This window comes from Bacteroides gallinarum DSM 18171 = JCM 13658, from assembly GCF_000374365.1.
Taxonomy (GTDB): Bacteria; Bacteroidota; Bacteroidia; order Bacteroidales; family Bacteroidaceae; genus Bacteroides; species Bacteroides gallinarum.
In genome coordinates, this window is sequence record NZ_KB894115.1 from 335,752 (window position 1) to 360,312 (window position 24,561).

General features: G+C 46.5%; 21 protein-coding genes. 3 read left to right on the forward strand and 18 right to left on the reverse strand.

Translation table 11 applies throughout. The annotated features are described in order from the left end of the window. Window positions 1–58 precede the first annotated feature (58 nt). Window positions 59–952, forward strand: coding sequence for a helix-turn-helix transcriptional regulator (locus C233_RS0101675; RefSeq protein ID WP_025068543.1), 894 nt, complete (start codon window positions 59–61; stop codon window positions 950–952). Between the two features lie 188 nt (window positions 953–1,140). Here C233_RS0101675 and C233_RS0101680 read toward each other — a convergent pair whose 3' ends face one another. The 4 genes from C233_RS0101680 to C233_RS0101695 form a co-directional block, all read right to left on the reverse strand. Then, window positions 1,141–1,896 (reverse strand): succinate dehydrogenase/fumarate reductase iron-sulfur subunit, encoded by a 756-nt coding sequence (locus C233_RS0101680; RefSeq protein ID WP_004291708.1) that lies wholly within the window; start codon window positions 1,894–1,896, stop codon window positions 1,141–1,143. Window positions 1,897–1,929: 33 nt separating this feature from the next. Beyond that, entirely contained in the window at window positions 1,930–3,876 is a 1,947-nt protein-coding gene (locus C233_RS0101685) for a fumarate reductase/succinate dehydrogenase flavoprotein subunit (RefSeq protein ID WP_018665746.1), read from the reverse strand. A 50-nt stretch (window positions 3,877–3,926) separates the two neighbouring features. Next, window positions 3,927–4,616: a fumarate reductase gene (locus tag C233_RS0101690; protein ID WP_026314689.1), complete on the reverse strand. Its 690-nt coding sequence runs from the start codon at window positions 4,614–4,616 to the stop codon at window positions 3,927–3,929. Between the two features lie 162 nt (window positions 4,617–4,778). Then, window positions 4,779–5,681 carry a helix-turn-helix domain-containing protein gene (locus tag C233_RS0101695; protein ID WP_026314690.1) on the reverse strand — a complete coding sequence of 301 codons (903 nt, stop codon included), beginning with the start codon at window positions 5,679–5,681 and terminating at the stop codon, window positions 4,779–4,781. Window positions 5,682–5,794: 113 nt separating this feature from the next. Between C233_RS0101695 and C233_RS0101700 the strand changes: the two genes are divergently transcribed. After that, a complete protein-coding gene (locus C233_RS0101700) occupies window positions 5,795–6,400 on the forward strand; it encodes a phosphatase PAP2 family protein (protein WP_025068545.1) in 606 nt (201 codons plus the stop codon). Between the two features lie 52 nt (window positions 6,401–6,452). Here C233_RS0101700 and C233_RS0101705 read toward each other — a convergent pair whose 3' ends face one another. The 14 genes from C233_RS0101705 to C233_RS0101770 form a co-directional block, all read right to left on the reverse strand. After that, window positions 6,453–8,066, reverse strand: coding sequence for a S41 family peptidase (locus C233_RS0101705; protein ID WP_018665750.1), 1,614 nt, complete (start codon window positions 8,064–8,066; stop codon window positions 6,453–6,455). A gap of 100 nt (window positions 8,067–8,166) precedes the next feature. After that, window positions 8,167–8,619 (reverse strand): pantetheine-phosphate adenylyltransferase, encoded by a 453-nt coding sequence (gene coaD, locus C233_RS0101710; RefSeq protein ID WP_018665751.1) that lies wholly within the window; start codon window positions 8,617–8,619, stop codon window positions 8,167–8,169. Continuing rightward, on the reverse strand, window positions 8,616–10,541 hold the full coding sequence (locus C233_RS0101715) for a DNA topoisomerase IV subunit B (RefSeq protein WP_018665752.1): 1,926 nt from the start codon (window positions 10,539–10,541) through the stop codon (window positions 8,616–8,618). Before C233_RS0101715 ends, coaD begins: the two co-directional genes overlap by 4 nt. Before the next feature lie 280 nt (window positions 10,542–10,821). Further along, complete coding sequence (locus tag C233_RS0101720; RefSeq protein WP_018665753.1) at window positions 10,822–11,955, reverse strand: hypothetical protein; 1,134 nt, start codon at window positions 11,953–11,955, stop codon at window positions 10,822–10,824. Between the two features lie 251 nt (window positions 11,956–12,206). Next, entirely contained in the window at window positions 12,207–13,139 is a 933-nt protein-coding gene (locus C233_RS0101725) for a metallophosphoesterase (protein WP_018665754.1), read from the reverse strand. Window positions 13,140–13,181: 42 nt separating this feature from the next. Next, on the reverse strand, window positions 13,182–15,950 hold the full coding sequence (locus C233_RS0101730; RefSeq protein ID WP_018665755.1) for a TonB-dependent receptor: 2,769 nt from the start codon (window positions 15,948–15,950) through the stop codon (window positions 13,182–13,184). A gap of 234 nt (window positions 15,951–16,184) precedes the next feature. Beyond that, window positions 16,185–17,408, reverse strand: coding sequence for a THUMP-like domain-containing protein (locus C233_RS0101735; protein WP_018665756.1), 1,224 nt, complete (start codon window positions 17,406–17,408; stop codon window positions 16,185–16,187). A 41-nt stretch (window positions 17,409–17,449) separates the two neighbouring features. Next, window positions 17,450–18,244 (reverse strand): M15 family metallopeptidase, encoded by a 795-nt coding sequence (locus tag C233_RS0101740; protein WP_026314691.1) that lies wholly within the window; start codon window positions 18,242–18,244, stop codon window positions 17,450–17,452. Window positions 18,245–18,422: 178 nt separating this feature from the next. Continuing rightward, window positions 18,423–19,232, reverse strand: coding sequence for a LytTR family DNA-binding domain-containing protein (locus tag C233_RS0101745; RefSeq protein ID WP_026314692.1), 810 nt, complete (start codon window positions 19,230–19,232; stop codon window positions 18,423–18,425). Window positions 19,233–19,235: 3 nt separating this feature from the next. After that, on the reverse strand, window positions 19,236–20,012 hold the full coding sequence (locus C233_RS0101750) for a LiaF transmembrane domain-containing protein (RefSeq protein ID WP_018665759.1): 777 nt from the start codon (window positions 20,010–20,012) through the stop codon (window positions 19,236–19,238). Between the two features lie 160 nt (window positions 20,013–20,172). Next, window positions 20,173–20,598, reverse strand: a complete 426-nt coding sequence (locus tag C233_RS0101755) for a hypothetical protein (protein ID WP_018665761.1) — start codon at window positions 20,596–20,598, stop codon at window positions 20,173–20,175. 821 nt (window positions 20,599–21,419) lie between these two features. Beyond that, window positions 21,420–21,944, reverse strand: a complete 525-nt coding sequence (locus C233_RS0101760; protein ID WP_018665762.1) for a hypothetical protein — start codon at window positions 21,942–21,944, stop codon at window positions 21,420–21,422. Next, window positions 21,907–22,641 carry an ImmA/IrrE family metallo-endopeptidase gene (locus C233_RS0101765; RefSeq protein WP_018665763.1) on the reverse strand — a complete coding sequence of 245 codons (735 nt, stop codon included), beginning with the start codon at window positions 22,639–22,641 and terminating at the stop codon, window positions 21,907–21,909. Before C233_RS0101765 ends, C233_RS0101760 begins: the two co-directional genes overlap by 38 nt. Continuing rightward, the gene (locus tag C233_RS0101770; RefSeq protein ID WP_018665764.1) at window positions 22,628–22,981 is read right to left on the reverse strand and encodes a helix-turn-helix domain-containing protein; all 354 of its coding nucleotides are present in this window, start codon (window positions 22,979–22,981) and stop codon (window positions 22,628–22,630) included. Before C233_RS0101770 ends, C233_RS0101765 begins: the two co-directional genes overlap by 14 nt. Before the next feature lie 278 nt (window positions 22,982–23,259). Here C233_RS0101770 and C233_RS0101775 point away from each other — a divergent pair, with 278 nt between their 5' ends. Then, window positions 23,260–24,483, forward strand: coding sequence for a tyrosine-type recombinase/integrase (locus tag C233_RS0101775; protein ID WP_018665765.1), 1,224 nt, complete (start codon window positions 23,260–23,262; stop codon window positions 24,481–24,483). The last annotated feature ends 78 nt before the right edge of the window (window positions 24,484–24,561 follow it).

Sequence of the window (24,561 nt, forward strand, 5' to 3'; positions counted from 1 at the left end):
GTCGGGTGTTTATGTTTATTTTTGCCGCTGCAAACAAATAGAAACATTCTGCCCCACCATGTATGACTTTCCCGCTTGTGGAGCGGCCGACATCGATTGTCTGAAATGTCCCAAAGCTGTGGACAATCTCATTCTGTATGCTTCTCATGGCAGGGGTTTCCACCTTGTCGTGTCTAAGTGCGAGGATAATGTTATCATGTTTCTTCTGAAAGGCGAGGTGCTCGTCAATAGCGAGGAGTATCCCGGGGTGAGGTTGCATGCGGGTGAGTTTATCCTCCAGGCTATCGGTTCGAGGTATGAGGTTCTTGCCATGACGGATGTGGAATGCGTATGTTACCGGTTCGTACAGCCGGAATTTTTCTGCGAAGGGGGTTACCGGCATGTCGTGGAGGAGGTGGTTCCGCCCCTTATTTTCTTTCCTCTGAAAATCTGTCCCGAGTTGAATTTCTTCTTGGAGGCTTCCAAAGCTTACCTGGCGGGGGAGAAGATATGCAGGGAGCTGATGCTGTTCAAGCAGAAGGAGCTTGCCTTTATTCTGTGGCACTATTATTCGGACTACGAGCTTTCCATGTTAGTGCACCCGCTGTCGAAGTACACCGACAGTTTTCAGTATTTCGTGCTGAAAAACTACGGCAGAGTCAAGACGGTCGAGGAACTTGCCCGCTTGGGAGGATATACGGTTACGACTTTCCGCCGCATATTTACTTCTGTATTCCACCAACCGGTGTACGAGTGGATGCAGGAGCGCAGGAAGGAAGGTATCCTCTATGACCTCCAGCAAACGGATGCTACGATTTCCGAAATCTGTTATAGGTATGGCTTCGAGTCTTTGCCTCATTTTTCTAACTTCTGCAAGAAGAATTTCGGGCTGTCTCCCCGGAGTTTAAGGAAGGGGGATGATGCGGATGCTTCGTCTTCTGTATCTCCGAGTCCTGTGCTTCAGCCTGTTTAAGGTGGTTCTTGCCGAGGCGGTTTTTCTTATATTTCTTGTCTGGAGCGGTTTTACTGTAGTTTTGCTGTGGTTTTGTCGTGTTGGGTTCTGTGCTTCTATTTCCGGACTTCTTGTATAATAACAATAACTCCCCTGCCGGTTCCGGCAGAGGAGTTATTCGTGATATTAATCAAATGTGGAAGTACGGGTCAGTCTTTCAGTTTCGCAATGATAAAGTCGCGGTTCAGGCGTGCGATGTTACTGATAGAGATGTTTTTCGGACATTCGGCCTCGCAGGCACGGGTATTCGTACAGTTACCGAAACCGAGCTCGTCCATTTTGCTCAACATGGCTTTGGCGCGGCGCAGTGCTTCCGGCTTGCCTTGAGGCAGCAGATTCAACTGGCTTACCTTAGCAGAAACGAACAGCATGGCTGAGCCGTTCTTGCAGGCAGCTACACAAGCACCGCAACCGATGCAGGAAGCGGCATCCATAGCTTCGTCGGCAATGGGTTTCGGAATCAGGATAGCATTGGCGTCCTGGGGAGCACCCGTACGTACGCTGACATAACCGCCTGCCTGCATAATCTTGTCGTATGCCGTACGGTCTACCATTAAGTCCTTGATAACCGGGAAACCGGCGGAACGCCACGGTTCTACGGTGATAGTGTCGCCGTCGTTGAAGCGGCGCATGTAAATCTGGCAGGTGGTAGCACCTGTTGCAGGTCCATGCGGATGTCCGTTGATGTAGAGGGAGCACATGCCGCAGATACCCTCGCGGCAGTCATGGTCGAATACTACCGGTTCTTTACCTTCGCTGATGAGCTGTTCGTTCAGGATATCCAGCATTTCGAGGAATGAAGTATCGCCCGGAATATCTTTCATTTGGTATGTTTCAAAAGCGCCTTTTGCTTTCGGACCCTTCTGGCGCCATACCTTGAGCGTAAATGATATATTTTTATCCATTTTCTTTAATTCTTTAAATGTTCAACTTCCCGATTAGCTCTTATAGTTACGAGTCTGTACCTTGATTGCTTCGTATACCAGCGGTTCTTTCAGCAATACCGGGGCTTTCTCGTCGGAGCCTTGGTATTCCCAGCAAGCAACGTAGAAGAAGTTTTCGTCGTCGCGTTTGGCTTCGCCTTCTTCGGTCTGGTATTCTTCACGGAAATGGCCGCCGCAGCTTTCGTCGCGGTTCAGGGCATCGTATGCTACCAGTTCGCCCATTGTGATGAAGTCGTACAGGCGGATAGCCTTGTCGAGCTCTACGTTCATGCCTTCTTTGTCGCCGGGGATAAAGAGGTTGGTTTCGAATTCCTTACGGATTTCTTTCATTTTCTTCAATCCTTCTTTCAGGCCTTCGGCAGTACGTCCCATGCCGACGTATTCCCACATTACATGACCCAGCTCTTTGTGGATAGAGTCTACGGATTTCTTACCCTTGATGTTCATCATCCAGTCGATTTTCTCCTGGATAGCCTTTTCGGCGGCAGCGAACTCGGGCAGGTCGGTAGAGAAACGGGGAACCGTAATCTGGTCGGCAAGGTAGTTCTGTATAGTGTAAGGCAATACGAAATAACCGTCGGCAAGACCTTGCATCAATGCGGAGGCGCCGAGGCGGTTGGCTCCGTGGTCGGAGAAGTTGCACTCGCCGATAGCGAACAGGCCTTTGATAGAGGTTTGCAGTTCGTAGTCAACCCAGATACCGCCCATTGTGTAGTGGATAGCCGGATAAATCATCATCGGGTTTTCGTACGGGCTTACGTCGGTGATTTCTTCGTACATATCGAAGAGGTTGCCGTAACGTTGGGCTACTACGTCTTTGCCCAGACGGTTGATTGCGTCGCTGAAGTCGAGGAATACGGCAAGTCCGGTGTTGTTTACACCATAGCCTTTGTCGCAGCGTTCTTTGGCTGCACGGCTGGCAACGTCGCGCGGAACGAGGTTACCGAATGCCGGATAACGGCGCTCCAAGTAGTAGTCGCGGTCTTCTTCGGGAATATCTTTGCCCTGCAGCGTACCTTCTTGCAGTTTCTTGGCGTCTTCCAATTTCTTCGGAACCCAGATACGGCCGTCGTTACGCAACGATTCGGACATCAGGGTCAACTTGGACTGTTTGTCGCCGTGAACGGGGATACACGTCGGGTGGATTTGTACGTATGCCGGGTTGGCGAACCAGGCGCCTTTGCGGTAGCATGCCATAGCTGCGGAACAGTTACATGCCATTGCATTGGTAGAGAGGAAGTAGGTATTTCCGTAACCGCCGGTAGCGATGACTACTGCATGGGCAGCGAAGCGTTCCAGCTTGCCGGTTACGAGGTTCTTTGCGATGATACCGCGGGCACGTCCGTCTACGAGAACGACATCCTGCATTTCATAACGGGTAAACAGTTTTACGGTTCCTACGTTTACCTGGCGGCTCAGTGCGGAGTATGCACCCAGCAGTAATTGCTGGCCGGTCTGGCCTTTGGCGTAGAATGTACGCGAAACCTGTGCACCGCCGAAAGAGCGGTTGTCGAGCAGGCCGCCGTATTCGCGGGCGAAGGGAACGCCTTGTGCGACGCATTGGTCGATGATAGCGTTCGATACTTCGGCCAGACGGTAAACGTTGGCTTCGCGGGCACGATAGTCGCCGCCCTTAACCGTATCGTAGAACAAGCGGTAAACGGAGTCGCCGTCGTTCTGGTAATTCTTTGCAGCATTGATACCGCCTTGTGCGGCGATAGAGTGTGCACGGCGCGGGGAGTCCTGAATACAGAAGTTGAATACCTTGAAACCCATTTCGCCGAGGGAAGCGGCGGCAGAGGCTCCGGCAAGTCCGGTTCCTACTACGATGATGTCCAAACGGCGCTTGTTGGCGGGGTTCACTAATTTTTGGTGAGCTTTATAGTTAGTCCATTTCTCTGCTACCGGTCCTTCCGGTATTTTAGAATCTATCTTAGTCATAATGCTATTACAATTTAATCATTTATAATAATTTATCAGCAAGCGCCGCCTTACATCAGTGATTTGATGAAGAATACGACAACTACCAGGGCGAAGCATACAACAATGATAGTGGAATAGATGTCGGAGATACATTTCCAACGGTTAATCCATACTTTGTTGTTCCAGCCCAGAGACTGCATGGAACTCCAGAAACCGTGAGTCAGGTGAAACCACAATGCGCCCAGCCAAATGAGGTAAAGCACTACGAATACCGGGTTGGAGAAGGTGTTCTGGATGTGATAAACGCCATTTGCAGCGTATGCCAGGGTAAGCGTGTCGGCATGTGCGCCCATGTTGTGCATCAACTCGGGAAGCTGCATTTTAGCCCAGAAGTTTACCAGGTGCAGGCCGAGGCCTACGATAACGATGATACCCAGCACAAGCATGTTTTGAGAAGCCCATTCCACAGTTTTCGGCTTGTCTACCACAGCATAGCGCTCGTTACCGCGTGCTTTGCGGTTTTGCATAGTCAGCCAGAAAGCGTAGATGATGTGGATGATGAACAAAGCAGCCAAACCTACGGTTGCCACCAATGCATACCAGTTTGCTCCCAGGAATTCACAAACCATGTTGTAGCCGTTGGCCGAAACCAGTGCAACAAGGTTCATCGCCATGTGAAATGTCAGAAACAGGACAAGGGCGATACCGGTAACGCTCATCACCACTTTCCTTCCTACAGATGAATTACTTAACCACATAAATGATTGAATTTAAATTATTTAATAGTTAGAAAATATTTTCTTAGAATGCCGTTTTACTATTTTCCCGCAAAAATAGAGGAAATACCTTGATTAAACAAGGAATTAAAGAAATAATTCCGTAATTAGGGGCAATGGAACCCGTGAGTATGCAGACCGGCGTTATTCGCACTCTTGTTCTTTGTTGTGTTCTTTGCAGGTGACAACGATATTTTCACCATTGGCGGCGCGCTTTCGCAAGGCACGGGGCGTGTCGCCGAAAGAGTCTTTGCAGAAGTGGGCGAAATGCGATAATGAGTCGAATCCGTAGCGCGTACTGATTACGGAGATACGTTGTTTGGTATATTGCAGGTCGTTTAAAATACCTTCGCGTTTTTTGTCCAGAATCCATTCGTACACAGGTACACCGTACATGTTCTTGAATAACCGGCGGAAAGTGGTAGTGGTGTATCCTCCGAGGTGGGCGAACTCTTCCACGTTTTTTACCTTGTCGTAATTCTGCATGACGAAGTAGTGGAAGCTTTCCGTGTATGTGCTGATTGGATAGAAGAAGATACCGATTGGCTGAATCGGATAGTAGCAGGTAAGGATATAAATTATTTCCTGGCATTTGATATCGAGGTATTTATCGCACGTATCCGGCTGTTCTTTGAAATATCCTGCCAGGTCTTCGAGCAGCCTTTCCAGTTTGGGAATGATGTTCAAAGGGGTGTATGTCAACGGGGCGCATGCTGCTTCGAGTATCTCTTTATAGCGTTCCTCGCAGAGTAGCGGGAGTTCTGTGAACCAGTAGGTGATGTATTCGACATCGGTCAGCGCCAGCAGTTCTACTTTGGAGCCGATAGCTTGCAGGATACATCGGCGGCCGCACAGGACAGTACCGGGATATTCCTCGCTGTTAACGAGCAATTCGCCTTTCAACATAAATATTATGCAGTTTTGCGTACACTTTTCGGCAGGAAGATGTTGTCCTTTAGGGTATTGGTTATATATCAATGCTCCTTGGGACGTTTTAGAACATAATGCGCAATCAATTTGCCGAGAGCAACAACCGTTCGATGTCATGAATAGATATGTGAATTGTATTAATATGCCATTTATGGCAACAAAGATAAGATAATTTTGCGAATACTCTAATGATTTCGCCTATCTTTGCGCCGAACTAATAGACAGGTTGTATGAAGAGAGTCGTTTTTTTTGTATTTTTTGTTTCCTTAGTTGTATCAAATCTTTCTGCACAGAATTGGGATATTAATACATTGCATTGGGTCAATAGTTGGGACAATACGTTTGTCCGTAATTATAATAGGTTTATTTCGCGTTCGGAACCTTATGTGGCGATTGGGGTTCCGGTAGCTATGGCTCTGACCGCATGGGCTAAGAAGGATAAGGATTTATTGAAAGATGCCATATATGTAGGGACGAGTGTGGCGGGTGCATTTGCCGTGACTTACGGCATGAAGTATCTCGTGGACCGCGAGCGTCCGTACGAACGCTATCCGGACAGAGTACATCCGCACAGTTATGAGAGCAGCCCCTCGTTTCCGTCGGGGCATACGGCATCGGCTTTTGCACTTGCCACTTCTTTGTGTATAAAATATCCGCGGTGGTATGTAATAGCGCCTTCTGCTTTGTGGGCGTGTTCCGTCGGAGTATCGCGTATGAACGAGGGCGTGCATTATCCTTCGGATGTACTGGCCGGTGCAGTCATAGGAGCCGGTTGTGCAGTAGTAAACATTTATATCAACCGTTGGTTGAATCAATGGTTGTTCGGGAGCAAGTAAAAAAATGATAGGCTATAAGAATTTTTTCTATCATTGCCACCTTGTCGCTTTATTACCTTACCACTTTTTCATATGCTCCTTCATTCAGTACTTTCAAGGCTTGTATTACACTGTTATTCGTGGTATTCATTATTTGGAAGTATTCATTCATATCCCATAGGTCACGGGCGATTAGTGCCTTTAGTTGGGTCTTGATGAGGGGCAGAGACTTCTGGTACTGCTTTTCATCGAACTTAATCTTCTCCTGAGCCGCAAGGGTACGCATGTTTGCTAACATTTCATCGCTGATTTCGAATTTGTCATTGAATGTATCGAACTTTTTGTATTTGCTTTGCAGCTCTTTCCGGTGATTTTCTATAAACTTCGTCGTAGTCTTGATAACTACCCCTTTTGCTACAAGATTCCGATGATAATCAGTGTATTGAGCAGTATCTATCGGGACGAAAAAGTCGGGCATGATACCACCGCCGCCATAGACCGTACGCGCTAATCTCTTGGTCTGATATTTTAGGGAATCCGGGAAGTGTATGCTGTCGGCATGCATTAACTCGCCGTGATTGAAGCGGTCTATCAGTTCCCGGTTGTATTTCTGCTGGCTGTCCTCTCCGGTGAGGTTACCGTCCGGGGTAGCGGTACTGTTGTAAGGCTTCTGGATGCAACGGCCGGAGGGGGTGTAGTAACGGGCTATGGTCAGGCGTATCATGGAACCGTCCGGCAGGTCGAGAGGACGTTGTACCAGCCCTTTGCCGAAAGTACGGCGGCCTACGACTACCCCTCTGTCCCAGTCTTGAATGGCTCCGGTTACGATTTCACTGGCAGATGCGGAATATTCATCGACTAAGACGATAAGGCGGCCATCTTTGAAATTCCCGTTTCCTTTTGCATAGAAGTTACTGCGGCGGGCTGCCCTGCCTTCGGTATAGACGATAAGGTCTTTCTGTTGCAGGAACTCGTTGGCCAAGTCGATAGCGGCATTTAAATAGCCTCCGCCATTACCCTGAAGGTCGAGTATCAAGTCTTTCATTCCTTTTTTCTTCAAGTCTTTCAAGGCTTTGAGAAACTCGTCGGAAGTAGTCGCTCCGAAGCGGTTGATACGGATGTAGCCGGTACGGGGTTGTATCATATACGCGGCGTCCAGGCTGAGAATGGGTATTTTATCGCGCTTTACGGTGAAGGACAGGGGCTCGTTCACTCCACGGCGTATGACTGTCAATTGAACCTCGGAACCTTTTGTACCACGCAGCCGGCGCATGATGTCTTCCGTACTCATTTTAACTCCGGCAATGGCAGAATCGTTGACGGCCACGATACGGTCGCCGGCAAGGATACCTGCTTTTTCCGACGGCCCGTTGCTGACGGGTTGCACCACGAACAACGTATCTTCTATCATTTGGAACTGTACACCGATGCCTTCGAAGTTGCCTTGCAGGGGTTCGTTCATTTTCTTTACTTCTTCGGCATCGTTGTATGTGGAGTGCGGGTCAAGCTGTGCCAACATCTTGATGATAGCCTCTTCTACCAGTTTGTTTTCATCGACGGAATCCACATAGAGGTTGGCTATTGCATATTCTGCCATTTGCAACTTGCGAATGGCTTGGTTACCTATTTTTTGCGCTTGCACCGTTATGGCATACATACATAGTATGATAGCGAAAATCTTCTTCATTGTTGATATTGATTTTATTTACTGCGGATTGTACAGGCGGACACGGACAAGCCGGAATGTAAGAGATAGTCCGTGTTGCTCCGTATAATCCGTAGCGATTTTAAATTTCCATTCCCTCCGGAAGAAACATGCTTATGTCTTTCCCGAATTGCAATAGTTCGCGTACGATAGTCGAACTTACGCAAGTCAGTTCCGGTTCTGTGAAGAGCAAAATGGTTTCGATTCCGGTCAGCTTGCGGTTGATATCCGCAATCGTTTCCTCGTATTCGAAATCTTTCACCGTGCGTATGCCGCGTATGATAAGATTGGCATTTACCTCTTTGGCGAAGTCGATAGTCAGGCAGTCGTACGACTGTACTTTGACACGCGGCTCGTTCCGGTAATAGTCCCGTATCATTTTCTCGCGCTTTTCAATGGGGAAATGCGTATTCTTGTTCTCGTTGATACCTATTCCTATGACGATTTCGTCTATGAAAGTCAGCGCGCGGCGCACTACCGAGGAGTGACCGATAGTGAACGGGTCGAATGTGCCCGGAAAGATTGCTCTTCTCATGATGCTAAATCCTCTTCTATAACCAAGTTGTCGATGATAAAGTTTTGTCGTTCCATAGTGTTCTTGCCCATGTAGAATTCCAGCAGTTCCTTTACTAAGTCGGTTTTGCGCAGTGACACTTGTTCCAGGCGCATGTCCTTGCCTATAAAGTACTTGAACTCATCCGGTGAGATTTCTCCCAAACCTTTGAAGCGGGTTATTTCCGGATTGGGACCTAATTCTTCGATAGCCTTGACCCGTTCGTCCTCCGTATAGCAATAGTTTGTTTTCTTCTTGTTGCGTACGCGAAACAACGGGGTCTGCAAGATATATACGTGTCCTTTCTTTATCAGGTCGGGGAAGAACTGCAGGAAGAAGGTGATAATCAGCAAACGGATATGCATACCGTCTACATCGGCATCGGTAGCGACAATCACTTTATTGTAGCGCAGCCCTTCGATACCGTCTTCTATGTTCAGTGCCGCCTGCAACAGGTTGAACTCCTCGTTCTCGTAAACTACTTTTTTAGTCAGCCCGTAGGAGTTGAGCGGCTTGCCGCGCAAGCTGAATACTGCCTGGGTGTTTACATCGCGGCTTTTGGTGATAGAACCGCTGGCAGAGTCACCCTCAGTGATGAAGATACACGATTCCGTCTCCTGGTCTTTGCCCTTTCCGTCGTTAAGGTGGAAGCGGCAATCACGCAGTTTACGGTTGTGCAGGTTGGCTTTCTTGGCCCGTTCGCGGGCTAATTTGGTGACGCCGGCAATGGCTTTGCGCTCTTTTTCGGAGTCCTGTATTTTTTGCAGCATGACTTCTGCCACCAACGGGTTTTTGTGAAGATAATTATCCACTTCCGTCTTGATGAAGTCGCCTACGTATTTGTTCACGGTCGGACCGTCGGGCCACATGTTGTTGGAGCCCAGCTTGGTTTTGGTCTGGCTCTCGAACATCGGTTCTTCCACATCGATAGCGATAGCGGCTACCAGCCCGTTACGGATGTCGGCATACTCCTGGTTCTTGTTATAGAACTCCTTGATAGTCCGTGCAATGTGCTCCTTCAAAGCTGTTTGGTGCGTACCGCCTTGTGTGGTATGCTGTCCGTTTACAAAAGAGTAGTATTCCTCTCCGTACTGGTTGGTGTGCGTAAAAGCTATCTCGATGTCTTCTCCTTTCAGGTGGACGATGTCGTATAGTCCCTCGCTGGTCATATTGTCTTTCAGGAGGTCTTCCAGTCCGTGGCGAGAGATAATCCGCTGTCCGTTGTAGATGAAGGTCAATCCCGTATTCAGGTAGGTGTAGTTGCGTAGCAGTGTTTCTACGAACTGGTTCTGAAAGGAGTAGTTGAGGAAAAGGGTATTGTCCGGTTCGAAGAAGATATAAGTTCCGTTTTCTTCCGTACTGTCTTGTGTAATGTCGCTTTGCAGTACGCCTTTTTCAAAAATCACGGCACGTACTTTACCGTCGCGGTAACTGCGCACCTCGAAACGGCTGCTGAGTGCGTTGACCGCTTTGATACCGACACCGTTCAGGCCGACGCTCTTTTTGAACGCCTTGCTGTCGTACTTGCCGCCGGTATTGAGCTTGCTGACTGCTTCGACCAGTTTTCCCTGAGGAATGCCCCGTCCGTAGTCGCGCACACTTACACGCAGGTTATCTTCGATGTTGACCTCGATGCGTTTACCGGCTCCCATTTTAAATTCATCGATGCTGTTGTCCATTACCTCTTTCAGCAATACGTAAATGCCGTCGTCGTTTTGCGAACCGTCGCCGAGACGGCCGATGTACATACCCGAACGGACACGGATATGTTCCATGTCGTCCAAATGGCGGATATTGTCTTCGTTATATTCCACTCCACCGCTGTTGCCGGTGTCCGTACCGGTCTTTTTTACATCGTAATCGGCGGAGTTATCCAATGGCAAGGTCATATTATTATCTTCCATAGAAAACCTCTTGTTTTGTAATGTAAGCATTGATATTTCGCAAAGTTAATAAGAAAATCAATATAAAATGCCTGTGTAAACAAATATATGCCTTGAAACTTTTTTGGGTTTACCGGTTGTCTAACGGTGAGAAGCAAGGTTGGAAATGCCGTTATACCCCGGTTGGAAAGCGGAGGGGAGATAGTTTGAGAAGTAAAACGGGTTTCTGAAAACGGGATGTTATACTGAAAATTACCGTACCGGCAAACGACTTGCCGGTACGGTAGTTACGGGTTGTTTTTTAGATTGCCTTGATAAACGCCCTTCTACGTTTATGCTGTTCGGTTTTGAAATATTCCCATTGTGCCTGTACTTTTCCGTTCAGCTCCAGTTCCGGATTGCTTTCCGCGAATACAAAGCCCAATTTCTGATAGACCGGGATTAAGTCGGAGAACAGCAGGGCATTCACACCCTTGTTCTGATACTCGGGCTTCACGGCTACTAACAATAAGTCCAGTATCTTGGCACGGCGTTTCATAAACAGGGCTTTCAGCAGATGATACCAACCGAAAGGCAACAGGCGTCCGTGGGATTTTTGCAGAGCTTCCGAAAGGGAGGGCATGGAAATACCTACGGCTATCAGTTTATCCTCGGAGTCTGTAACCAATGTCACCATACGCAGGTCGAGGATAGGCAAGTACATTTTTATGTATTGGTTGATTTGGCGTTGCGACAGGGCGGAGTAACCGTATAACGGGCTATATGCCTCGTTCATCAGTTCGAAAATAGCCTGTCCGTAATCGCGGGCAATCTTCTTGGAAGAAGAATATTTCTTGATTTTGAGATTATATTTACGTTGGATAAGGTCTGAAATACGCTTATGCTTGTCGGGTATGGCATCCGGGATGTAAATTTTGTATTCCACCCAGTCGGCATCTTTCTCGAATCCCATACGTTCCATGTGTTGCGGGTAGTATGGATAGTTGTAGGTGGTTGCCATTGTGCTGAGCTGGTCGTATCCTTCGATAAGCATGCCTTCCGCATCGAAGTCGGTAAAACCCAACGGCCCTTGTATGTGAGTCATGCCCCGTTCCCTGCCCCATTCCTCGACAGTGTTTATGAGGGCTTCCGATACCTCGGGGTCGTCGATGAAGTCAATCCAACCGAAGCGTACTTCCTTCTTGTTCCATGTTTCGTTGGCTTTCCGGTTGATAATGGCGGCTACGCGTCCTACGATTTTATCGTCTTTATATGCGAGGAAATAATCGGCTTCGCAGAACTCGAAAGCGGCATTTTTCTTCTTGTTGAAGGTATTGAGCATGTCGTCGTATAGGTCGGGAACCGAATACGGATTATTTTTGTATAATTTGTAGTTGAAGCGGATAAACTGTTTCAACTCTTTTTTCGTGGAGACTTTTTTAATTGTAATTGCCATAGTTGTTCTGTATTGAGGGAGCAAAGATACATGAAAATCTTTAAAATACAGTGTTCTGACGGTTATAAATGAGGAGTGTCGGGTGAGGAGGTGCTAAATGTTTCGTATGTCCGGATTCGGTAGTGGAGGCAGGTTCCGGTTTTGCAGTTTCTCTGCTGGTAAGGGGACAGTAAGCAATAAACGGAATTGCCCTTTACCGGAGAGGGCAAAGGGCAGGGGTGGGGATTCCGGTGTCTTGAAACAGCCGGCGGTTATTTGTTGCGTGTCACCGTGTGCAGTACATTGCCTTTCTTGTCAATCATGCGCAATACCAGTGTCTTTTTGTCGGCGGATACAATGGAAAATCCAGGTTCGGGACTACAGAATACAGTACCTTCAATGGGATTTACCTTGCGACTGAGCGAACCGGATGAGTTGGTGATATAGTCTATATCGCTGCCCGGTATGCGGATGTGCTGGAAGTTATGGATGTGTCCGCAGATGTACATATCTACTTTATGCTTGCGGAGTATCGGGTCGAGGCGTGCCTGCATGTCTTGGCGCTCGCTTTCGTCTTTCGGCGTTTCGGCATATATAGGGTGGTGGCCGGCAACGATTACCCAATCTTCCCGGGCTGCAGTCAGCACGGAGTCAACCCATGCGAGCTGTTGCCGGTAGTCCTGTTTGCAGGCGTCGGGATAAGTCTCCTTTTCATTGCGGTATTTGTCTATTATCGGGGCGGTGTCTACCCAGACTACGCGGATAGTCATTCCTTTATCCTCGAATACTTTGGTGTAGTAGCGGGCAGGCATCGTCCAGCGACGGCTGATGTCCGAGTAGTCCAGCACCGCTTGTGTGTTGCCGCGGTATTCGTGGTTACCCAGCAGGGGAAACCAGTCTATCATCAGTTCGGGGTGGCTGTAAATCAGTTCGTAATTGGTCATCCACAACGGGTCATTGACGGAACGTACGCCTTCGAAGTGGTGGATGTCACCGGCGGCGAGCACAAATTCCGGGTCTGTACCATTCTCCGCCATAGTCCCCATTAGTTCGGCAATAGGTTTTTGGTCGTAGTAGCCGTTGCGTCCCAGGTCATTGGCTACGTAGAAATTGAATTTTTCGTCGAATACGGAATAATCGCTGATTTGGGCAATTGACGGAATACCCAACAGGGTGGCGAATAATAAAAGGAATATTTTCTTCATTGTCATTTTTTATATTAAGGATTATCAAATAATATCATGGGGTTAGAAATTGATTTTCACGCCGGCGTTTACCTTTACACCATAGTATTCGGCTTGCATAGTGCGGTCTTTAGTACCTTGATAATAGCGGAGCGGTTGGTTCAGCAGGTTGTTGGCCTCGGCATAAAAGGTGGTCTTGATTTTTTTACCGAAGGTATAGCTTGCGTTGGCGTCCATGTAGTTCACTTTATCGTAATAACGGTCGTAGAAAGTACTTTCGCCCATTTCATCGATGAAGGCGGAGGCAAAGTTATAACTTAAGCGGATGTTCAATCCGGCTTTTTCGAAATAGAGCGAGGCATTGGCGGTATGCGCCGGTGACCCCGGCATGCTAAGACCTTTTTCGTTCTCACGTCCTTCAAAGTTGAAGTCTTCCACACGGGAGTATGTATAGGTGTAAGTACCGTAGAAACCGATACACTTCAAAGCAGGGGCGATGAAACCGAAATCGCGCTGATAAGAGAGTTCTACACCGAGCAGGTTGGCATTGCCCGCATTCTTGGGCTGCGTGAAGCTGGTATATACATTACCCTGGTACTCGTAGTTGGTGCTGACCTGGTCTACGATGAAGTCATCGATTTTCTTGTAGAAGATGCCGGCGCTCACCAAGCCGATACTGCGGAAATAATAGTCGGCGCTCAGGTCGAAATTATAGGATAGGGTCGGTTTCAGTTCGGGATTGCCGATAGAGATTTCGTTGTCGGAACGTTTGATGTTTACGCTCGGCACAAGAGCCGAGTATTTGGGGCGCGACAAGGTCTGGGTAAAGGAACCGCGCACTTTGAAATCATCGTTCACATTCCATTTTACGAGTAGGGACGGCAGGAAGTTGATGTAGCTGTTGTACTGACGTTCGGTTTTGCCGGTCATATCTTCATCGGCATCATAAGTACGTCCTGTGTAGGCCAAATCGGTGTTTTCGATACGCAGGCCGGACATCAGTTCCACACGGTCTGTTATTTTCTGGTCGAAACGGATGTATCCGGAGCTAACTGTTTCGCGGGCTTCGAAATTACCTGCCAGTTCCTCTTGTACCTGTTCTTTTTCAAACAGCGAGGTATTGTCGAGGTCTAACGAACCGGTATATTCTTTGCTGGCATAGCTCCCTGCCTGGTATTTGTTGTTGGGTATAAAATGTCTGCTGGACTGGTCTACGCTATTTTTGAGGCTGTTTTCCATGAAGGCATCTTCGTCCAACGGGGTGTATTCGTAGAAGTCCACTTCTTTGTCTTTTGTTTTGCGTACCACCTTTGCACCGAATTTCAGTTTGTTTCCGTTCTTGAGCGGGAGTTTGAAGTTGGCGGAGAATTTCAGGTCTTGCTCGTTGATGTCCTCCTGTTGTTCGGTCAGTTCTTTTAGGCTGAATTCGTCGTTCAGGGTCATCGTATAGCCGGATTCGGGAGAGGCGAACGGTTGGCGTTCATTACTCAAATCCATGTTGAACTTCTGCTTTTTGAGTTGGAAGTCGATATAGCGTTCGTTGGGACGCTCTTCGCTGGCTTTGGCATAACTTGCATGCCAGTCCATGGATAGTGCACCGAACAGGTGTTCGCCACCGAAAGCGAAATCCATAGTGCGCTGACGTTCCAGGCGGGCATTCCGGTTGTCCGGTGTACCGGCTTTGGTTTGCACGCGTACGGTGGCGCTGCCGTCCGGTTCGAGGTCTTTCAGCGTGGTGCGGTAACGGTTTTCCCAGTCATTGCGGTTGTTGAAGATACCTTTGAAGGTAAGTTTGTGGTCGGCATTGATGTCCCAGTCCAAAGCGGCGGAATAACTTTGCCGTTCGCGGGTAACATAGTATTGGCGAATCTGGTAGTCGTTGACGTACACTTTGCCGTTTTCGTCTTGTTCCCACATAAATTCGGTGTCGTAGGAACCGGAAGGTGAGTTCTGATAGGAAGCGGACACCATTAATCCTAATTTGTCATCGAAGAAACGGTCGCCGTAGGTGAATCCCAGATTAAGCTGTGCTTTTTGGCTGACCCAATTGTAGCCGCTTCCTGCGGTTGCTGCAATGGTACGTTTGTAGGGCGAATTCTTCGTTACCAAATTGATAGAACCGCCGATAGCATCGGCATCCATGTCTGGGGTTACCACTTTATTCACTTCAATAGTTTGAATCATGTCCGCCGGAATCAGGTCGAGCTGCACGTTACGTGTGTCTCCTTCGGCAGAGGGGATACGGTTGCCGTTGATTGTTACTGAGCTGAGGTCGGCGCTTGTGCCGCGTACTTGTCCGAAGCGGGCTTCGCCTTGGTCGTATTGTACATTGATTCCGGAGATGCGTTTCAGGGCATCGCCGATGTTGGAGTCGGGGAACTTGCCTACCTGGTCGGCAGATACCACATTGGTAATCCCCAGATTACTTTTCTGCGCGTTAATGGCGCGGCGCTGCCCCTGAAAAGCACCGCCTACAACTACTTCCCGAAGTTCGATTCCTTCGTTCAGCACTACGTCTTTCTCCAATGTGCGTCCGGCGGGAACTGTGATTTTGAGTTCGGCGGGTGCGTATCCCACATAGCTTACTTTTATCGTATAGGTTCCCGGTGCGAGGTTGGGAAATGTATAGAAACCGTTGACATCGCTCGTTACACCCGTATGTAATTTCTCAATATAGATTGAGGCGCCCGGAAGGGTCTGTTTGGCAACATCGATGATACGGCCGCGTATCGCACCTTGCTTGACGATATTCTCCTTTTCATCCGCCATAGCCGTGTTGCCGGCTGTGGCGAATAAGAACAAAATTAAGAATGTCCTTACAATCTGTTTCATACCTGTCGTTTATCTGTTAATGATTTGCCGCAAAAGTACAGGTATGCGGTTACGTCGATTTTACGGAGAATTGAAGAACGGGTAACAATGTAGTTACAATCCTGTTACGGGAGAGGGAAGTATTACTGTGCGTCGGATACACTTTTATCGTGTACGGGATGTACTTTTACCGTATACCGGATATATCCTCGTCATATGTCAGGACTGTCTTGGCTGCGCGCCGGGGCAATGGGGTCAAAGTCCGTCGGCAGTTGGTGGTTTGCAGGCAATCAGCAACTTTCTTTTGTCGGCAAGAGTAGTGGCGAACAGGTAGGTGTCTCCGCCTTCCGCTAATTTCAGCCGTTTACGCAGCTCCGCTACGCTGGCGGGAAAATTGCGTATGGTGAGATTGGCTTTTTTTTCGGTGCCTGCCAATGCTTGGAGTTCTTTCTTATTAAGGCCGCCACTACCGGTAATGCGGAACTTACGCCCGGGGAAATCCGGTATATATTCGTTGGAAGTGTAAAGATGACTGTTGGGATGTAGCTTTTCCACCTTATAGATATGGGAAATGTTATGGAATGCTCCGGCTTTCAGAATAGAGGCGTTAGGCTCGTACAGATATGTTTTCAGTGTGGAAGTGTATGGGCATGGATATTCTTTCTCTTGCTGCCGGGTGAACCGGATGATTGAGGAGGTTTGCGATGCTGTGAGGTTGACGCAATGGATAGGGATTTCATCCGCAGATAAATCTGCCGTACGTTCCAGTACAAGGAGCAGTTCTTTACATTCGTTGTTGACGGAAACGATGTGGGCGGCTTGTACATGTTTTAAATCGTGCAAGGCAAGGGTCAGGTCCAGCATGGGAGATAATTTGACTAAGACATGTCGCGCTTTTCCCAGTAGCGTTTCTTCCAGAGAGGATACGTTGGGCTCGCAATCGTTGACTGCTACTGTCTTGCCGCCATGTCCGTCGCGGCGGGCAGGGTCTATGAATATCCAGTCGACAGGTGGCATTGTTTGTAGATACCGGATACTGTCCTCATGGCAAACGGTGATGTGTTCCAGGCCTAAAAGGGGGAAGTTGTGGGCGGCGATTTCACATAATATCTCCTGGCATTCCACATAGGTAGTCCGTTTGAAACAGGCCGATAAGAAAGCGCAGTCGATGCCGAATCCGCCTGTGAGGTCGGTAAACGTTTCGTAATCGCTATCTGTTGATTTTAAGACCACTTCTGCCTTGTAGCGCGCCGTGGCCTCCGAGGAACATTGTTCCATGGAAAGGTGTGCTGGGTAAAGGATGTCTTCCCTCCCTGCCCAAGTAGGCACTTTTTTCTCAGCTGCCTGGCGTCCTGCAATTTGGGTGATAGCGGCAGGCATGTCTACTGTCGGATATTTACGTGCCTGCAGGGCAAGGTTACGTACATCGTCTTTGCGGTGCTCGCGGATAAAGCGGAGTGTTTCTTCAGTCAGTGTCATAGGTGTCGGTCGAATGTGGTGGGTACAAAGATAGAAATAATCTATGGAATAAGCCGGTATTTCTCTTTGGCAGTCTGCCGGCTGACACGGTTGAAATGCCACCATTCGCTGGGAAGCGGGCGGAAACCGGCTTCTTTCATTACTTTACGCAGGAGCCGGCGGTTTTCCAATTGCTGCGCGGTTATCCTGCCGGTTTGTACTAACCGTTCCTCTCCGGTGATGTGGGCTTCTTTGCCGAGATAATCCACGGGAGTGCCCATTGGCAACGGCCGTCCCTGTGCGTCGAGGATACTGATATCTACGGCCATTCCGTAGTTATGCAGGCCACCGCCCCGAGCAGGATTGGATACGTATATATATCGGGATGTTCCTTTTACTGCATCCCACATCTTTTGCTGGACGGACATGGGGCGTGCCGCATCGTAAACGATGAGGCTGTAACCGGGATGCGATTCTTTCAGTAGTTTTTGAGCTTTCAACAGGCTTGCCATTGCTTCGGGGTGAAGGTAGGCTTCGTGAAAGTCCTCATAAAGTACCTGCCCTGTGAAATTGTCTGCACGGGTGTACATCAGGTCTATCGCGATGCTGCTGTCTGCTTCGGCAATATTGACGAAACCGAGTGAGTCCAGGTAACAGGCCATTTCACTCTTGGCGGGGAGTATGGAGGATACGACGCTTGCTATACTGTCCGTTCTCCGCTGTTGCGTAGAGGTGCTTTGCTGTTCCACTTGTCCGTATCTTGTGGCGGTGGTTTGTGTGGAAGGCTGCCGGCGGCATCCGCTTAGGACGATAGCTGGCATACAAACAAAAAACAGATATTTTATAAACTTTATCATATTCTGGTTATCCTTGTGCGTACAAAGATAATCGAAATATGGCAAAGCCCGCTTCATTGCAGATGGGGAAAATGATACGGCCGGCTGTTGTAATGCCAGAATCGGGTTACAGCTGTCTTGTCCGGTCGGAAGGATACACCCGTTTGTAGTGGCTTTGAAAAAGACGTATACTTCCGGTTTATATTCCTAACCGTTCTTTCAGCAATCGGTATCCTGTGAGGCTTACCCGTAGTTTTGTTCCATTCTTCAATATCAGTTGGTATGTTTCTTTCCCGAAAAGTTCGAGGCGGGAAATTTGTGTTATATTTACGATACTCGAACGGTGGACACGGACAAACCTGTCTGCAGGCAGATGCGTTTCGAGGTATTTCATTGTTTGCTCTTTGATGTATTCTCCGTGAGAGGTTACCAGAGTGGTATAATCTCCACAAGCTTGCACGTAGAGCAGTTCTTCTATTTTGATAATATGTATGCGTGAACCGTCTTTTACGGTGATGCGGTCGATAAGCTCTTCTTGTGGCAACGCCTCCGCAGGGCTTTCTTTCTGTCCGGGAGCCGGAAAGTCCGTATCTTCCGGAGATGCATAGGCCGCCGGTTGCAGGTGATACCACAAAAGTATGGCTGTCCAGGCAGGTATGCCGAATAAAAGACGGAAAGGTACGGTATAGGCAAACGGAATGTATGGCATGCCTGCTATCCTCGCCATGACATCGCAAACCATGAAACTACCTGCCAGCCACAATAAGAGGACGGTTACGGATGTAATGAGATTTGTCTTGTATATGGAAACCGTACCTACTATAAACCATGCCAGATAAGATAATGCCGTAAACCACCCGATTGTCGTAATCCCGTCTATCAAGGCTGGTATCCAATCTGCTCCGACATAGTACCGCAACAGTGCGGTATGAACGATTACCAGAAGGAGCGCAAGGGCGAGTATCGGAATCCGGCGATAAGAATAAGCTGTTATTGGATGTGTTTCCATACGTCAGTCTTTAATTTCTATACCTCCGAACGATACGTTTCCGCGAATAACAAGCACCCGTTCTCCTTGTTCCGGCTCTGTCCCTGTCCCTTTCCAACGTTTGTCCTCGCAACCGCCGCAGAAACAGTTGCATGCTGTCTGTACTTCCCATTCGGAAGGAACGAATAACTCTATTCCTCCCCAGTTGCAGTCCAGGTCTATGTAAGTCTCGCCGGGGGCTATATGCGTGTGGCGCAGGTCGATAACGACACCGCCGAAATAAGCATGTATGTCGCCCCCCTTAAACAATTCGTCCAACACAACGTGGCGTACGGCGCTAAATGAACTGTCCGAATATAGAAAACCGTCTTCCGACCGGCATTTCCGTCCCTCTTGAGCTCTCATTCTTGCATTTGCCGTATTCGACATTGCTTTGGCATATCGCATTCCATGTCTTTCCCGGTGCTTCCGGTGTGGGCTGATAACGAATACACCGGTAAGAATAAGAATCAAAGGCCAGAACATTGCCTGGGAGTTGTCGGGGAATAGCATGAGTTTACCGCCTAAGAGATAGATACCTGCCAATAGTAAGGCAGTACCCGGCAGATAGCGTCGGCGCGTAATTGTATATACCCCTGCTATGATAAGAAGTGAATGCCATGCCATTAGAAGGTCGAACCATTCTTCTGCCAATATACCCGCATTACGGGCAAACAGTAATAATCCTGCAAGGATGAAGAGTGAAGCTGTCAGCATCTTGCCGTAACTTTTGCGAAAAGGAAATTTTTGTTTGTCTTCCATTGTTTCTGTTTTTTTATGATTGATGATGCAAAAGTAGGCCGAATCTTTATCCTGCTCAATACTTTCCGGGTGGCTACAGTTGGAAAACCGGTGAATTCCGGGTATGAACCGGTGAATCCGGAAGAATAAGCCGTACTTGTTTATATTGGGGAGAGCGGGACTACTCCAAGTTTCTGTTTTTCCACCAATATCTGATGAAGCGCACCCCGGTTCCGATAAGTGCCAGGGATAATCCGGTATAAAAAATGGCGATGAAAGAGTCCGGAAGCAGGTGGCAGGTACGTACGACTACTCCGGCGGTAATCATGAATACCATAACAATCCAACCTTTAATGTCGAAGAAAGAAAAAGGACAGTGTTTTCCTTTCTTCTGTGAAATGCGGAGAGTATGTTTTTTATATAACTTATGAAAGATGATGCCGAAAAATAAAAGGAAAATAAGGCTTGTTTCACAGACTTTGAACAGCCAGTAGTGGTCATCGCCTATCCAACAGGTCAAACCGATACGCAGAATATTTGCTCCCGCCAGCAACCATATTATTCCGGCGGTGATAAGCAATGTATGTCGAGTTACTCCGTATTTCATAATATAAATCTTTCTTGTGATAAAAGGTATCATATACCTTTCTATTTTAAAGTATGGGTTAGGTGGAAATCACGGATAAATTTAAGAAAAAAACGTGTAATTCCGTGCAATCCTTCCTTTATTTATGTCAGGCTGTATTTTATTTTGAACCTTTATAAGTGGTTGAGACTATCCATTCACTGCTAAACTTAATGAAGTCTATTACTTGTTTTTTCTCTCATTCATCATTCAAATAATCGAAAATGTCGCCAAGTGTTCGATGTTTTGGTCTAACTTTAGGCTTAGACACAGCTCTATATAATAGAGAGCAAGTCTGTCTATTTCTCTCTTAATAGGGGTATCATCTTTAATTTTTAGGGATTTGGAGAGGTCTTTTGATATTACAAATAGATTAGTTGATAGCTTTTTGATTTTACGGTCTAAAGTAAATCTAATCTTAATATTGTACGTTCCGTCAGTTTTAAGTTCACTCTTCTTAATCTCTGCTTTGATAGTCAGTATATTAGTAATGTTTTAATTAGTCAACAAATACCTAAGACTGCACTAAATATGCCAAAACAACAGACTCCTATCCGGAGGTTCTACGAACTAAAAAAGGCTCTATCCCGTTAGAGATGAGCCATTTAGTTTGTGGACCAGCCTGGGCTTGAACCAGGGACCTCCAGATTATGAGTCGCAAATATTTTATTTTCAACCCTTTGCACAGCATTTCTTCCTTTATCCTTAGAGCCTGACAACCAATGCCGAAGATAGTATTTCTTTTTCAAATGGTATCTCTTTATTTCTTCTGCTTTCCTGAGATGTGTGCAAATTGTGTGCAATTAGATTTGCACGGTACATATATATTGGGTTATATCGATGACAGGAAGTTTACTGCCTGCATCATTTACTGCTTGCATAAATTCCGTACATTCCTGCCGGGTCATTTTCTTTCTGCAATAAGCATAATATAGAAAATCAAGAGTGGTTAAATAAGTTATGCCGTTCTTTGAACAATACTCCTTTATATCTCTTAAATTACTACTCCCCAATACATCTCTATTATCCCTACAATATACCATACAGGCACTTTCTCCTTTTCCCAATACTCGTTGCAATGAAAAATATTCTTTCATTGATTCTCCTTTTGGAGCAAATGTTTCTTGTTTCAGTTTTGGGAAATGATGAAGATAGTTATCTATGAAGCTTTTCGTTTTATTGTTCTTTGAAACTTCATTATAAACCACATCCAATATTATATATTCATATTCGGGGAATATATCCGGCAATAGTGAAAAGTTACCCGCTTCTATAAAATGGATAATCACATCAGCATCGAGTACTATTTTCGTTTTCTTGTGTCCCATTGATATTTATTTTACCGAGCAACTCCATATAATGGCTTTCCGAGATTTTCTCTTTATCGAATAAATTGCGTGCCTTTTCTCCAAAATCACCGATAACCAAACCTTCATTTGCGGCTTCGTATAAGGCCGTATCATATCCGAAACACCTTGCAGAGTATTTCACTCCCATTTCAGCAAATCGGGAACGTGTGCTTTCTGACATGAGACCTATATTCAACAATCTATACAACAAGGCTGAACGAGAAACAGAGAAGTAATGTTCGAGTTTCAAAATTGTTGCCATAGAAATGTTTTTAGTCTTTAATTCATTCTCCGGTACCAGTTGGCAAATTCCGGATTCAGGCATTAATAATAGAGAAGCAAACATGTCGGCACTTTGTTCTACAATGTTCTTGTTATATCCGGGATTGCATTTGTGTGGTGTCGGTTTTTCCTCTATAAACAAGTGGTATAATTCGTGGGCAATTGTAAAATGCTGTCTTCCACGTGGCTGATTGGAATTGATAAGCATAAAACGATGCCCGGAATTGTCCTTCAAACACATGCCTGAGAAATTATCAGACAGAGGTCTGAATACCGTAAGTATGTTTAATTTCAAAAGCAGGCTTTTCAATGTGACCGGTTCGGACGCGCTAAGTCCGTTGTCCGCGCGAAATGCTGATACTTGTTTTTCTATGATAAACTTATTCGGCTTCATCCTGTGCGATTCGTTCCATTTTAAGATATGATTTCACAATATCCTTGAAATTTGCAATTTCTTTTAAATCATTATCCTCCAAATCAGAGATTCTGAAAGCGGTAGCCATAATTTCATTATCGGCTTGGATATTATCTTCAAACAAAATGAAAGGTTCACAACCGAACATGTTTGAGATTCGTTCTAAAATATCATACGGAACTTCCCTTGTGCCCCCTTCATAATTACTATATGCAGAACGCTCAATCCCGATAGATTTGGCTATCTGTTCTTGCGTGAAACCGGACAACTCTCTAATCTTCCTTAGATTCTCTCCAATAGTTTGATTTATCGTTCTCATGAGTTCCTCCTTTAATTCTGTGGCAAAATTACCTCTAATTTGTTATAAAAACAAATATTGCCACAAAAAGTTTGCTTATTTACAGCTGTTTAGGCTATATCTTCCGAAATATCTTATAACAATCTTGTGCTTATATCTCTTGCTATACCCCGCTTTAAAGGCATTTGATAATAATATCAATACCCGCTAAGAACAGTCTTTCAATTTATATTTCCCGGAAATCGGGGATATATAGACTATCGTAAGCAATTCCGCTTGCGGGTAATTCCTAAAAAATTATGTTCACATATTTGAAAGATGGTATCGTAGTATCTACGGTACTTGATGCCCGTACCCCCAATAAAGAGGGCAAATTTCCTGTCAAAGTCAAGGTGTATTATCAAAAGAAACCAAAGTATTATTCCATTGGTATTTGCATGACACGTGAAGAATGGCACAAACTGCCGGAAAGTAAATCTTCCGAAAGCCGGAAAATCAAACAAGCCATTGAAAGCAGTTTTTCTTTAGTCCGTATGAATGTCGAAACATTGGCGGAAAAAGGAACATTTTCTTTCAATACGCTTAACCTGCGTTTGGGGAAAGCTACCGGTGACACTTTAAACAATGCCATACGTGCCAAAATAGAGGAACTGAAAAACGAAGAAAGAATCGGTACAATGCAATTCTTCAAATGTACCCTTGTCATGGTCGAAGAAGTGGGCGGCAAAGAAATCCCGTTCAATGCCGTTACCGTCGAATGGCTGCAAAAATGCGAAAGAGCCTGGCTGAAAACAAGAAGTATTTCAACTATTGGGATGCACATGAGAAATATTCGGACTTTAATGAACGAAGCAAAAAGGGCCGGTATCATCAAAGAATCACAATATCCTTTTGGAAAAGGACTGTTTGAAATAAAAACGGGTATCGGAAGAAAGAAGGGACTGACAAAGGAACAGTTAAAAGCAATATTCAATTATAAAAGTGAAAATGAAACCACGAACAGATATAAAGACCTTTGGCTGTTCATCTACTTATGCAACGGAATAAACCCGACAGATATGCTGAAGTTAAAGTTTTCGGATATTGTAGACGGTGAAATATGTTTCGTAAGACAGAAAACTGAACGCACAACAAAAAACCGGAAAGAAATCCGTGCAACCGTTTCTTCCCAACTGCAAGCCATAATCGATAAATGGGGCAACAAACCTTTACCAGGAAATTACATATTCCCTTATTTGAAAGGAGGAGAAACTGCCATTGAAAAGAAAGCTGTAACCCGTGATGTGGTCAAACGAATCAACAAACGCATGAAACTGATAGGAAAAGAATTGGGCATAGGAAATATCACCACGTACACGGCACGTCATTCATACGCCACCGTATTGAAACGTAGCGGAGCGAACATTTCCTATATCAGCGAATCTTTGGGGCATACAGACCTAAGGACTACGGAAGCGTATCTGGCGAGTTTCGAGAAAGAAGAACGAGCTAAGAATACTAACTTATTAACCTCATTCTTATAAACATATATGCCTTATATTGTCAATACTTCGCCATTCAGCCCGATTCCCTTGTTTGGGGAATTCGGGCTTTTCTCGTTG